General features: G+C 70.3%; 9 protein-coding genes, 2 tRNA genes and 1 pseudogene. 7 read left to right on the top strand and 5 right to left on the bottom strand.

The window, feature by feature from the left end; genetic code table 11:
- Positions 1-126: 126 nt before the first annotated feature.
- Complete coding sequence (locus E4099_RS19585; protein ID WP_245245004.1) at positions 127-2,409, top strand: ABC transporter permease; 2,283 nt, start codon at positions 127-129, stop codon at positions 2,407-2,409.
- Between the two features lie 483 nt (positions 2,410-2,892).
- Here E4099_RS19585 and E4099_RS19580 read toward each other — a convergent pair whose 3' ends face one another.
- On the bottom strand, positions 2,893-4,065 hold the full coding sequence (locus E4099_RS19580; protein WP_135340389.1) for an acyltransferase family protein: 1,173 nt from the start codon (positions 4,063-4,065) through the stop codon (positions 2,893-2,895).
- A 608-nt stretch (positions 4,066-4,673) separates the two neighbouring features.
- Between E4099_RS19580 and E4099_RS19575 the strand changes: the two genes are divergently transcribed.
- A complete protein-coding gene (locus E4099_RS19575) occupies positions 4,674-4,868 on the top strand; it encodes a hypothetical protein (protein WP_135340385.1) in 195 nt (64 codons plus the stop codon).
- A 335-nt stretch (positions 4,869-5,203) separates the two neighbouring features.
- Here E4099_RS19575 and E4099_RS19570 read toward each other — a convergent pair.
- Positions 5,204-5,277: transfer RNA gene (locus E4099_RS19570), tRNA-Gly, on the bottom strand.
- 151 nt (positions 5,278-5,428) lie between these two features.
- On the opposite strand from E4099_RS19570, the gene E4099_RS19565 reads away from it, so the two are divergent.
- The 5 genes from E4099_RS19565 (at position 5,429) to clpX (ending at position 10,143) form a co-directional block, all read left to right on the top strand.
- Positions 5,429-5,505: transfer RNA gene (locus tag E4099_RS19565), tRNA-Pro, on the top strand.
- Between the two features lie 172 nt (positions 5,506-5,677).
- Complete coding sequence (gene tig / locus E4099_RS19560; protein ID WP_167828420.1) at positions 5,678-7,066, top strand: trigger factor; 1,389 nt, start codon at positions 5,678-5,680, stop codon at positions 7,064-7,066.
- 278 nt (positions 7,067-7,344) lie between these two features.
- Positions 7,345-7,947, top strand: coding sequence for an ATP-dependent Clp protease proteolytic subunit (locus E4099_RS19555; protein WP_135340388.1), 603 nt, complete (start codon positions 7,345-7,347; stop codon positions 7,945-7,947).
- A gap of 61 nt (positions 7,948-8,008) precedes the next feature.
- Positions 8,009-8,686 (top strand): ATP-dependent Clp protease proteolytic subunit, encoded by a 678-nt coding sequence (locus tag E4099_RS19550; RefSeq protein WP_135340387.1) that lies wholly within the window; start codon positions 8,009-8,011, stop codon positions 8,684-8,686.
- Positions 8,687-8,862: 176 nt separating this feature from the next.
- Entirely contained in the window at positions 8,863-10,143 is a 1,281-nt protein-coding gene (clpX, locus tag E4099_RS19545) for an ATP-dependent Clp protease ATP-binding subunit ClpX (protein WP_135340383.1), read from the top strand.
- 66 nt (positions 10,144-10,209) lie between these two features.
- Here the strand turns inward: clpX and E4099_RS19540 are convergent, their stop codons facing one another.
- The 3 genes and pseudogenes from E4099_RS19540 to E4099_RS33065 all read right to left on the bottom strand — a co-directional run.
- Positions 10,210-11,112 (bottom strand): hypothetical protein, encoded by a 903-nt coding sequence (locus tag E4099_RS19540; RefSeq protein ID WP_135340382.1) that lies wholly within the window; start codon positions 11,110-11,112, stop codon positions 10,210-10,212.
- 39 nt (positions 11,113-11,151) lie between these two features.
- The gene (locus tag E4099_RS19535) at positions 11,152-12,129 is read right to left on the bottom strand and encodes a hypothetical protein (protein WP_135340381.1); all 978 of its coding nucleotides are present in this window, start codon (positions 12,127-12,129) and stop codon (positions 11,152-11,154) included.
- Positions 12,130-12,293: 164 nt separating this feature from the next.
- Positions 12,294-12,811, bottom strand: a pseudogene (locus tag E4099_RS33065) (hypothetical protein); the annotation flags it as partial.

The raw sequence follows: 12,811 nt of genomic DNA, 5'->3' as shown, positions 1-12,811 counted from the left end.
ACCCCACCCCGAACCGCCGACTCCACCGGCACCCCGGCATCGACGTCCGGCCCCACCGGCACCTCCGCATCGACGGCTGGCTCCCCTCGCACGTCGGCGTCGACGGCTGATTCCCCCGGCACCCCCGTGTCGACCGCCGGTTCCTCCGGCACCACCGCGTCGACCGCCGACTCCGCCGACACCCCGCCGACCGCGGGCCAACGCACCCCGTTGACCGCGCACGGCTGGGGCGCGGCCCCGTTCACCGGCATCGCCCTCACCTCGGGCCGCGCCCCGCACACCGGCGAGGCGGTGCTGGACGCCACCGCCGCCCGCACCCTCGGGGCGGGTGTCGGCGACCGGATCGCCCTGACCACCGGCGCCGGCGAGCACGGGATACGGATCTCCGGCATCGCCCGTGCCGCGGCCCCGGGCACCGCCGGCCCCGAGCTGTGGGTGACCGACGCCCAGGCGCTGCGGATGTCCGGTCACCCGGAGGCCGTCGACGCCTTTCTGGTCCGTCCCACCACCGGCACCGACCCGGACCGGCTGGCCGACCGCCTGGAGCACACCCTGCACACCGCGCGCGCCCGCGCCGGTGCGGTGGGCGCCTCCGCCGCCACCGCCGAGGTGCACACCGGCGGCGGGCGCGGCGACGTCGAGCAGCCGGGCCTCGCCGAGGCCCGGGAGATGCTGATCGCCATCGGCGCCTCCTTCGGCGGGGTGGCCACCATGACCGCCGTCTTCACCGTCGCCGGCACCGTCGCCCTCTCCGTGGGCCAGCGCGGCCGGGAGTTCGCCCTCCTGCGCGCCATCGGCGCCACCCCGCGGCAGATCCGGCGCTCGATCGCCACCGAGGCCCTGCTGGTCGCCCCGGTGGCCGGCGCCATCGGCTGCCTGCCCGGGACGGCACTGGCCCGCTGGTGGTTCGGCCAGCTCAAGGACCGGGGAGCCATCCCCGAGCCGGTCGCCCTGGAGGTGTCCTGGATACCCATGGTCAGTGCGATCGGCGCCGGAGTGCTCACCGCGCTGCTCGCCGGACTGGCGGCGGCCCGCCGCCCGGCCAGGATCCGGCCGGGGCAGGCGCTCGGCGAGGCGGCGGTGGAGCGTTTCCGGCCCGGGGTCGTCCGTACCCCCCTCGGCCTGGCCGCGCTGGTCGGCGGCATCGTGCTGGCCAAGGTGGCGGCCGAGGAGAGTGGCGAAGACGCGGCCAACGTCGCGCTCGGCGTGGTGATGCTCTTCATGCTCGCGGTCAGCCTGCTGGGCCCGCTGATCGCCCGGTTCTGCGCCTGGCTGCTCGGCCTGCCCCTGCGTGCCGGCCCGGCCCCAGCCCATCTGGCCTCCGCCAACGCACGGACCAACGCCCGCCGGCTGGCCTCCGCCATCACCCCCATCGTGCTGGCCATGGCCTTCGCCTCGACGCTGGTCTTCCTCCACACCAGCCAGGACCATGTGGCCGCCGCCGAGCGCCGCGCCGGGATCACCGCGGACCAGATCCTCTCCGCACCGGACGGACTGCCCGCCGGCACCGCCCGGCAGGCCGCCGCCACCCCTGGTGTGGCCGAGGCCGTGGGCGTGCTGCGCACCGGCGTCCTGGTGCCGGTGCACTCCGGCGGCAGCAGGCTGCAGATCGCCTCCGCCCAGGGCGTCGGCGCCTCCGGAGAGGCTCTGACCGCCGTCCAGGACCTCCAGGTCCTGGAGGGACGGCTGGCCAGGCTGCGCCCCGGCACGGTCGCCCTGGACACCCGACTGGCCGAGTCGGCCAAGGCGGGGATAGGCGACCGGCTGGAGCTGCGGCTGCCGGACGGCACCCGGCACCGTGCCACGGTGGTCGCTCTCTATGGACGCGGCCTCGGTGTCGCCCAGGTCACCCTGAGCCGATCGGTGCTCGCCGGGCATGTCACCACGCCGTTCGACAACGATGTGCTGATCCGCACCGAGCCGGGCGCGGACCGGGCCGCGGTCGCCGACCGGCTGGCCGCCCTGGGCGAGGTCGCCGACCGGGACGGCTACCAGGCCGCCCGCGACCAGGATCAGGAGCTGAACGCCTGGGCCAACATCACCATGGCCGCGGTGCTCGGTGGATTCGCGGCCGTCGCCGCCGCCAACACCCTGGTGATGACGGTGCTGGACCGCCGGCGGGAGCTGAACACGCTCCGGCTGGTGGGCACCACCAAGCGGCAGGTCCTGACGATGGTGCGCTGGGAGGCCCTGCTGGTCACGGTCGCCGGAATCGGCATCGGCACCACCATCGCGCTGGTCACCCTGAACCCGATGGTGCGCGGCATCACCGGCCAGGGGCCGTACGTCCCGATACCGGTGTACGCCTCCTTCGTGGGCGCGACGGTGGCACTCGGCCTCGCCGCCACCGCCCTCCCGGCCCGAGCCGCCCTGCGCGGCACGGCCCCCGGAAGCGGATCGCGGGGCTGAACCAGGCGACAGCCGACCAGGACACGGCCCGGGGCCTCGCCGCAACGGCGACGGGGCACCGGGCCCGCCATGCCGAAGCGCGCGGCCTGCGGCCCTTTGGCCGTGAGGTGGTGCTGACGGGCCGTCGGGCCGGCGCCCCGCGACGGCAACGGGCCTCCCCGCGCGGGGAGGCCCGTAAGGCGATGGGGGAGCGCCTCGGCCCCCGCCCGGCCCCTGCCGGGCCGCCCGGCTTCCGAAGAACGACCCAGAGCGCCGGGACACGAACCCCGGCACCGACGGCCCCGAGAACCACAGCCCCCGAAACCGCGGCCCCGGTAACGCAAGCCCCTGGGAAGGGCAGCCACCCGGAACCGCGACGCCCGGAACCGCGACGCCCGAAACGGTGACTCCGGGAGGAACCCCGACCTCGGGGCCGCAGCCCCCGGGAACCGAACCGGGGGAAGCACAGCCCCAGACATCGCGGCCCCCCGGAGGGGAACCGCCTCAGCCCGGCTTGGGCGCCGCCTGCCGGCGCTTCCGCTCGGCCGGATCCCCGCGGAAGGCCCAGGCCATCCGGGGCTCCATGGCCCAGCGGAACATCCGCTGGACCGGCGGGGTGCACAGCACGGTGACCACGACCGCGGCGATCACCGTCACGGCGATCTCGCCCAGCGGGGTGTGCAGCCAGGAGTAGGTGTCGAACCAGCCCCAGAAGCGCGAGCCCTTGGCGAGGAACCCGTGGAGCAGGTAGCCGTAGAGCGTGCCGGCGCCCAGCGCGGTGAACCACATGGCGCGCCGCGGCACCCAGGAGAGGAAGCAGGCCACCAGCAGGGCCGAGCAGCCGAACAGGGCCAGTGTCATCACCGGCCCGGTCCACGGCGGAGCACCCAGCTCCTGGACGCTGTCGCGGTGGTAGAACCAGGCGGAGTTCATCCGCGGCGCCGCCCAGTAGGCGAACGCCAGCGCGCCGGCGAACACCGGCACCGACAGGACGCGCAGCTCGCGGCGGCGCAAGCGTTGGAAGTGCTCGGGCTTCATGGACAGGCCGAGCACGAAGAACGGCAGGAACTGGAGCACCCGCTGGAGGTCCAGGTCGTCCCCGATGTCGGGGGAGACCGAGGCGAGGACCGAGATCACCAGCGCCAGCGGAACGGGCCAGCGCACCAGCTTCCAGATCGGTGTGGTGAGCCGCCAGACGAACAGCGCCACCAGGAACCAGGTGAGGTACCAGGGGTCCAGGAGGCTGAACTCGTAGGTGGGGTCGTCGTCCGCCCACCGCTTGAAGAGGGTGTAGGCCACCTCGAAGACCACATAGGGCACCGCCACACCGGTGATCAGCCGCCGCAGCCGGTCCGGACGCATGTCGAAACCGCGCGAGAAGTAGCCGGAGATCAGGATGAACGCCGGCATGTGGAAGCAGTAGACCGTCATGTACAGCGCCTCGGCGGTGCGGCTGTGGTCGGTCAGCGGCTCCCACGAGTGGCCCATCGCGACCAACACGATCGCGAGGTACTTCGCATTGTCGAAGAACGGGTCGCGCGGCTTGTCCTGCCCGGTACGGCCGGTGCCGGACGGCGCGGAGCCCGATGCGGTGGCCGGTGGCCGGTCCGATGGTGGGGAGTCCCGGGCGGAGGGGAGGGGAGAACGCTGGTTGCCGTGCGGGCGCAGGGTGATCATTACAGCCACGCCCCCTCGGAAGTGGGGGAGGGGAATGCGGACCGCACTGCACGTACAAGGGTGGGGGCAGCGTGGAACATTTGAGGCACGATAGCGCCGAGAAGTAATTCCGTAAAACCTGATCCCGCCTCCCTCTGCTTATCTGGCGATTCCCCTCTCGGCGTGTCGCGATCCCTGGACCTCGCGTCCTATATGTACCGGTTCGCAACGGTTATCTGGGGCATATGCCCCGTAAATGCCCGGAGTGGAATGTCCCATTCGATGCCGCTTTGTCGACTTGGCTACCCGCCCTGGAGGGAATGCCGTGGGAATCCTGGTGGAATTCCGTGGAAGATCAGGATTCCCGTGATGATGATCTTCGCGGTGCCTTCCGATTCACTTCGCCCGGGGTGCCGAATTGTGCGCGGCGTCACTTCGGCGGTGCCTGGTGTCGATCTTTCGGGCATTCGCTCGACCCGTCACCCGTGGTCGTCGAGATGGCCGACGATGGGCCACCTTCCCCCTGTGCGGGGCCAGTTGATGGCACGATGGTGCCTGGGGGGTGTACGCGGCCGTGCGCTTCCCGGACCGGTGAGACGTAGAGCGACCGCGAGGGTGGTTGATCAGTTGTGGCCATTTCCCTGTCATTGGTGCTGCTGGTGGGGGTCATCCTTGTGGTGATGGTCCGGCAGGGCCAGGTCAAGCCGGGCCCCGCGATCGTGGCCGCCCTCTTCGGCTTCCTGCTCGCCTCCACCGATATCGCTCCGGACATTCAGGACTTCCTGGACTCGCTCGCGAAGACCATCGGCGACATCAACCCCTGACCGGGCGCGTACCGGCCATCGGTCGGCGGTGTGCTCGGGGTGCCCGATATTCCGGCGCCACTTCGCGTACGCGAACGATGCGGACGCAAATGCCCGCGCCTCGTCGGCGTCCACGGTGTCCATGGCAGCCCGTCGGCGTGTCGCTCCGGGGTCTCCGGCACCGCGGACTGCCTCGGTCGCGCCGATGAATGAATACGTGCACCGATGCGCGAACGGCCGCACCGATTACATCCCGAACGCATGTGCCGATTTCCTGGATGGCCGCGGCGCGCACGGTCGCGTCGATACACGTACGGCCCGGCAGGGAATCCCCTGCCGGGCCGTACGTGGCGTCATGGAGCGGGCGACGGGAATCGAACCCGCGTAGCCAGTTTGGAAGACTGGGGCTCTACCATTGAGCTACGCCCGCACGCGCCGTGGATCGTCCTCGCACATGCGGTGACACCTCGGCACGGACTGCATCCTAGCGGGTCCGGCGGCGATCCCGCACACCCCGGCCCGCCAGCGGAAAAGCGGCAGCCAGGACGGTCTCCGGGCATGTACCCTACGTGTCGCACCGACGGGGTGTGGCGCAGCTTGGTAGCGCGTCCGCTTTGGGAGCGGAAGGTCGTCGGTTCGAATCCGGCCACCCCGACCATCCATCACGACACAATCCCACCCGATCTTCCAAGATCGCGTTGTGGGGGCGATCCTGCATGGCGTTACTATGCAAGCTGCGTGCCTGTGTCTGCCTACCGGGCGCGATCGGTCGAGTCGCTGAACCCCAGCCTCGGCAGAAATCCAGATGTCAGCCCCAAGGAGACCGAACCGTGAAGAGCGCCGTGGAGACCCTGAACCCGACCCGGGTTCGGCTCACTGTCGAGGTGCCCTTCGAGGAGCTCAAGCCCAGCCTCGACGCGGCGTACAAGAAGATCAACCAGCAGGTCAGCGTGCCGGGCTTCCGGAAGGGCAAGATCCCTGCCCGCGTCATCGACCAGCGGTTCGGTCGCGGCGCCGTGCTGGAGGAGGCCGTCAACGACGCGCTCCCGAAGTTCTACACCGAGGCCGTCAACGAGGGTGAGCTCAACCCGCTGGGCCAGCCCGAGGTGGACATCACCGAGCTGAAGGACAACGAGTCCCTGACCTTCACCGCCGAGGTGGACGTCCGCCCGGCCATCGAGATCCCGGACTACTCCGGCATCGAGGTCACCGTGGACGCCGTCGAGGTGTCGGACGAGGACGTCGAGAAGGCCGTCCAGCAGCTGCGTGACCGCTTCGCCACCACCTCCGTGGTCGAGCGCGCCGCCGCCGAGGGCGACGTCGTCACCGTGGACCTGGAGGCCAAGGTCGACGGCGAGGTCCTCGAGGACGGCGTGGCCAAGGGCGTCAGCTACACCATCGGCTCCGGTGAGCTGCTGGACGGCATCGACGCGGCCGTCACCGGCCTGGAGGCCGGCGGCTCCGCCACCTTCACCTCCGAGCTCAAGGGCGGCTCCGCCCAGGGCAAGGAGGCCGAGGTCACGGTGAACGTCACCGAGGTCAAGGCCCGCGAGCTGCCCGAGCTGGACGACGACTTCGCCCAGCTGGCCAGCGAGTTCGACACCCTCGACGAGCTGAAGGCGGACAGCCGCGACCGGCTGGAGCAGTCCCGCAAGTTCGAGCAGGCCACCCAGGCCCAGGAGAAGGTGCTCGACGCCCTCCTGGAGCTGGTCGAGGTCCCGCTCCCCGAGAAGCTTCTCGCGGACGAGATCCAGACCCGCAAGCACAACCTGGAGCACCACCAGCTCGGCCAGATGGGCCTGACCCTGGAGGCGTACCTCAAGATCCAGGAGAAGACCGCCGAGGAGTTCGACGCCGAGCTCAAGGAGCAGGCCGAGAAGGGCATCAAGACCCAGTTCGTCCTCGACGAGCTGGTCGGCAAGGAGAAGCTGTCGGTCGGCCAGGAGGAGCTCACCGAGCACCTGGTGCGCCGTGCGCAGTCCTCCGGCATGAGCCCGGACCAGTTCGCCCAGGCCGTGGTCGAGGGTGGCCAGGTCCCGATGCTGGTCGGCGAGGTCGCCCGCGGTAAGGCGCTGGCCGTGGTCGTCGAGGCCGCCAAGGTCACCGACACCAACGGCCAGGTCATCGACCTGGACGAGGACGAGGACGAGGAGTCCACCGAGGCGGCCGAGGCCACCGAGGAGTCCACCGACGCCGCCGCCGAGAAGTCCGAGGGCTGATCCCCGGCCGCGAGGCCAGGCCCTCATCCGGCCGTAGGAACGGGCCCGGACGCCAGTGCGCGTCCGGGCCCGTTCGCGGTCCCAAGGGCGCCCGGCGGCGCCGAACCTGCGCTCAGAGCGAACAGTTCCTGATGCGGGATGGCGCCCGCCCACCAGCGCGTTAGGGTCCGTAGATACGAGGGCAGGGGAGTCTCCGTACGCCCCCGGTATAGCCCGACGAAGATGCTGAGACGGCGCCCCGCCGTCAGAGACGAGCAGGTGGACACGTGACGATTCCGATGCCTTCCGCCGCCAGCGAGCCCAACCTCGGTGGCCTCGGCGACCAGGTCTACAACCGGCTGCTCAACGAGCGGATCATCTTCCTGGGGCAGCCGGTCGACGACGACATCGCCAACAAGATCACCGCGCAGCTGCTGCTGCTCGCGGCGGACCCGGACAAGGACATCTTCCTCTACATCAACTCTCCGGGCGGCTCGATCTCGGCCGGCATGGCGATCTACGACACCATGCAGTACATCAAGAACGACGTGGTCACCATCGCCATGGGCCTGGCCGCCTCGATGGGCCAGTTCCTGCTGAGCGCCGGCACCCCGGGCAAGCGCTTCGCGCTGCCCAACGCCGAGATCCTGATCCACCAGCCCTCCGCGGGCCTGGCGGGCTCCGCCTCGGACATCAAGATCCACGCCGAGCGGCTGCTGCACACCAAGAAGCGGATGGCGGAGCTGACCGCCTTCCACACCGGCCAGACCGTCGAGCAGATCACCCGCGACTCCGACCGCGACCGCTGGTTCTCCGCGGACGAGGCCAAGGAGTACGGCCTGATCGACGAGGTCATGACCACGGCCTCCGGAGTTCCGGGCGGGGGCGGCACCGGGGCGTGAGCCCGCGCCGAACCGCAGCCAAGCCCAGCCCACTGCTCAGACCAGGACGGTGAAGACCCAGATGAACAACATCCCCGGCGGCCCCCTCCGCACCCCGACGCAGACGCTCTACACCGGCCCCACCGCCGAGTCGCGCTACGTCGTGCCGCGCTTCGTGGAGCGCACCTCGCAGGGCGTCCGCGAGTACGACCCGTACGCCAAGCTGTTCGAAGAGCGCGTGATCTTCCTCGGGGTGCAGATCGACGACGCCTCGGCCAACGACGTCATGGCCCAGCTGCTGTGCCTGGAGTCGATGGACCCGGACCGCGACATCTCGATCTACATCAACTCGCCCGGCGGCTCGTTCACCGCGCTGACCGCCATCTACGACACGATGCAGTTCGTGAAGCCGGACATCCAGACCGTCTGCATGGGCCAGGCGGCCTCCGCCGCGGCCGTGCTGCTCGCCGCCGGCACGCCCGGCAAGCGGATGGCGCTGCCCAACGCGCGGGTGCTGATCCACCAGCCGTACAGCGAGACCGGTCGCGGCCAGGTCTCCGACCTGGAGATCGCGGCCAACGAGATCCTGCGGATGCGCTCGCAGTTGGAGGAGATGCTCGCCAAGCACTCCACCACGCCGATCGAGAAGATCCGCGACGACATCGAGCGCGACAAGATCCTGACGGCCGAGGAGTCCCTCGCCTACGGCCTGGTCGACCAGATCGTGTCGACCCGCAAGACCTCCGTCGGCCTGGGCTGACACACCTTTGACGTACCCCCTTGGACCGAGTCGGTCCAAGGGGGGCCCGCTCGGCGGGCCCGGCAAGGTACCTTCATAGGGGGCTGGGGGTCTGCCCCTGGCGAACAAGCAGAAACGCAGCGCAAGCACCCGGGTCCGCGGAGCAAGGCGGATCCCAGGCGAAGGGGAAGCACCTCGTGGCACGCATCGGTGACGGCGGCGACCTGCTCAAGTGCTCGTTCTGCGGGAAGAGCCAGAAGCAGGTGAAGAAGCTCATCGCAGGCCCCGGTGTGTACATCTGCGACGAGTGCATCGACCTCTGCAACGAGATCATCGAGGAGGAGCTCGCCGAGACCTCCGAGGTGCGCTGGGACGAGCTGCCCAAGCCGCGCGAGATCTACGAGTTCCTCGAGGGCTACGTGGTCGGCCAGGAGGCCGCCAAGAAGGCCCTGTCGGTGGCCGTCTACAACCACTACAAGCGGGTCCAGGCCGGGGAGAACGGCCACAAGGACGACGGCATCGAGCTGGCGAAGTCCAACATCCTGCTGCTGGGCCCCACCGGCTCCGGCAAGACGCTGCTGGCCCAGACCCTGGCCCGGATGCTCAACGTCCCCTTCGCCATCGCCGACGCCACCGCCCTCACCGAGGCGGGCTATGTCGGCGAGGACGTGGAGAACATCCTGCTGAAGCTGATCCAGGCCGCCGACTACGACGTCAAGAAGGCCGAGACCGGCATCATCTACATCGACGAGATCGACAAGGTCGCCCGCAAGAGCGAGAACCCGTCGATCACCCGCGATGTCTCCGGCGAGGGCGTGCAGCAGGCCCTGCTGAAGATCCTGGAGGGCACCACCGCCTCGGTCCCGCCGCAGGGCGGACGCAAGCACCCGCACCAGGAGTTCATCCAGATCGACACCACCAACGTGCTGTTCATCGTGGGCGGTGCGTTCGCGGGCCTGGAGAAGATCATCGAGTCGCGGGCCGGCGCCAAGGGCATCGGCTTCGGCGCCACCATCCGCTCCAAGCGCGAGATCGAGGCCAGCGACCAGTTCCAGGAGGTCATGCCGGAGGACCTGGTGAAGTTCGGGATGATCCCGGAGTTCATCGGCCGCCTCCCCGTCATCACCTCGGTGCACAACCTGGACCGCGCGGCCCTGCTCCAGATCCTGGTCGAGCCGCGGAACGCACTGGTCAAGCAGTACCAGCGGCTGTTCGAACTCGACGGTGTGGAGCTGGACTTCGACCGCCCGGCGCTGGAGGCCATCGCCGACCAGGCGATCCTGCGCGGCACCGGCGCCCGCGGGCTGCGCGCCATCATGGAGGAGGTCCTCCAGTCGGTGATGTACGAGGTGCCCTCCCGCAAGGACGTGGCCCGCGTGGTCATCACCGCCGACGCCGTGCACTCCAACGTCAACCCGACCCTGGTGCCGCGCACCCGCGGCGGCGACCCGGGCGAGCGGCACGAGAAGAGCGCCTGAGCGCGCCCCAGCACGAGGAAGGGCCTCGGGGATCTCCCCGAGGCCCTTTCGCATGTCCGCGGTCGGCTATGCGGACTGGCGGGCGTCCTTGTAGAGACCGGCGGTGACCTTGGCGAAGTCCGAGAGGTTCACGGCGTCCTCGCTGGTGTTGTCGACATTGAGGTCCAGCACCATTGCGGCATCCGTCTTCTCCGCCCAGACGCAGACGGCGGCGTAGTACTCGCCGTACATCTTCACCTTCTGGCAGTCCAGCACCGGGCCGTTGTCGCCGTTCGGCTTCAAGGTCTGGCGCTTGCCCAGCAGTTCGGCCGAGGGCTGCGAGTCGGTGAAGCCCTTGAAGATCGCGTCCTTGAGCTTCGCGGGGTCGCTGACGTCCCCGTACATCCCGGAGAAGGACAGCCCCGAACTGCTGTCGTCGCTGCGGGTGTAGCGGGCCAGGACCGAGGTGGCGCCCTCGGGCATGACGCCCTGCACGCTGGTGCCGTCGGCCTTGAGCGCCTTGGTGTCCTTGTCCAGCTCGTAGGTGTCCGAGTCGATGCTCTTCGGCGGCACCAGCTTGATCGCCTCGGCGTCGTCGCCACCGGTGAGCAGCACCGCGCCGACCACCGCGGCGGCGACCACGACCACCGTCGCCGAGGCGATGGCTATCACCTTGGTGCGGTCCTTGCGCGGGGCCGGGGCGCCGTCCGGGGGCGGCGGGAAGGCACCCGGCTGCTGCGGATAGCCGTAACCCGGCTGGCCCGGGGGCTGTTGCGGGTAGCCGTAGGCCTGCGGCGGGGTGGGCGGCTGCTGCCCGGGCTGCGCCGGCGGGTACCCGTAGCCGGGCTGCTGGGCCGGCGGATAGCCGTATCCCGGCTGCTGGGCGTACGGGTTGGGCGTCCCGGCGGGGGGCTGCTCGCCCCCGCCGTGCGGACCTGGCTGCCCGCCCCCGTACGGACCGGGCGGGGGCGGCGGCTGGTTGTAGCTCAATGGATCCCCTCGGGGCTCGCTGGTGCCGGTGGGTGCGTCCTACTGGGTCTGGGTGAGCGACTCCTTGCGGAACTTCGCGGTGAGAGCGGCCCCGTCCTGGATCGACTTGTTGGAGGTGGCGTTGACCAGGGCGATCTCACCGACCGTGCCCGGGTCGCCCCAGATGCAGAGCGGGAACTCCGTGGTCTGGGTGCCGGTCGAGGCGCTGACCGTGAAGAGCTGGCACTTCATGATCGTGCCGTCGAAGCCCGCCGGGTTGACCTTCTGCGGCTGGCCGACCGGCCTGATCTTGACGTTGGGGACCTTGGCGGAGCTCTCGGCCTCGGACTTGAAGGCCGAGTCCACCGCCAGCTCCGGGTTGGTCACATTGCCCCAGCTGCCGTTGAACTGCACATTGCCGCCGGACTCGGCGCCGGAGCCCTTGTAGGTGGCGGAGACCGGGTGCGGGCTCTCCAGGCCGGGGATCGCCTTCTGCTGGAGCTTCTCCGCCTCGGTCAGGTCGGTCTCGTCCTTGACCCCGTCGGCGTTGACGTTCCACACGCCGTCCAGCGCGGTCGGCGGGGTGAGCTTGTACTTCTTGGTGGCGGGCGCGGCGGGCGTCTGCTTGCCGTCGGAGCCCGGGGCGGTGACCTTCGGGTTGTCCTTGGCCTTCTCGTCCTTCTTGTCGTCACCGCCGCCGAGCAGCAGCACACCGCCGACGACCGCGGCGGCCACCACGGCCGCGACGGCCACGATGGCTATGGTCTTCTTCTTGTTGCCGCCACCCTGCGGGGGCATCGGCGGCTGCGGCTGGCTGTACCCGCCCGGCTGCATGGGCTGGCCGTAGGGATTCGGCTGACCGGACTGACCGGACTGACCGGGCTGCCCAGGCTGCCCCGGCAGGGGGTAGCCGGGCAGGGTGGGCTGGGCATAGGGGTTCGGCTGGCCGCCCTGCGGCGGCTGGGGCGGCTGCGGCGGCTGGCCGTACGGCCCCGGCTGCTGCGGCTGGCCGTAGGGGCCAGGCTGGTTGTAGCTCATGTCGGTCCTCGTGTTTCTCTGTGCGAGTGGCTGCTGTGGGGGGCTCGCGGCGCGCCGCGAATCCGGGCGTGGACGTGCCCGCGTTCCTGGGCTGGGGCCTGGATCCGGTGCGGCCCGCGGTGCAGAGCGGACCAGGGGCGGACGGGCGGCAGCTCGTCGGCGGGCTAACTTCCGGCGACCCGGACCTCCTTGCGGAGGTCGGCCGCGGCCTGGGCGGCCTGGGGCATGCCCTGAGCGGGCTGCTCGAAGAAGCTGACGGCGACGACGGTGCTCTCGTCGGACCAGACGCAGATCGGGGCGCTCGCACCGCTCTCGTGCTGCATGACCTGGCACTTGATCATGCCGTCGTCCATGCCGTTGGGATGCTGCTCGGTCGGCGTGCCGATCATTTTCGCGTCGGATTCGGAGGCGCCCTTGGTGAACTCGGAGAAGAAGGAGTCCAGGGACTGCTCCGGGTTCTGGAGTTGGCCGTAGGCGCCGAAGATCTGGAGCTTCTTGGTGCTGGTGGCGGTGTACTCCCCGGACACCCCGGTGGCGGGGCCCGAGATGCCGATGCTCTGCTTGTCCGCCTCGGAGAGGTTCTCGGTCGAGCCGCTGTCCTTGTCCAGCTTGTACACGCTGAGCACGGTCTGCGGGGTGGTCAGCTTGTACGACTGCGGGGGTGTGGTCGGGGGCTGGGTGG

The organism is Streptomyces palmae (genome assembly GCF_004684805.1).
Lineage (GTDB): Bacteria > Actinomycetota > Actinomycetes > Streptomycetales > Streptomycetaceae > Streptomyces > Streptomyces palmae.
Note: the sequence above shows the minus strand (reverse complement) of the source record. Positions and strands in the feature narration are given on the sequence as shown.

Bases quoted from the DNA above. Each gene is read 5' to 3' on its own strand.
- E4099_RS19580 (WP_135340389.1), bottom strand. From the start codon at position 4,065: ATGATCACCCTGCGCCCGCACGGCAACCAGCGTTCTCCCCTCCCCTCC.
- E4099_RS19550 (WP_135340387.1), top strand. From the start codon at position 8,009: ATGAACAACATCCCCGGCGGCCCCCTCCGCACCCCGACGCAGACGCTC.
- E4099_RS19535 (WP_135340381.1), bottom strand. From the start codon at position 12,129: ATGAGCTACAACCAGCCTGGCCCCTACGGCCAGCCGCAGCAGCCGGGG.
- E4099_RS19555 (WP_135340388.1), top strand. From the start codon at position 7,345: ATGCCTTCCGCCGCCAGCGAGCCCAACCTCGGTGGCCTCGGCGACCAG.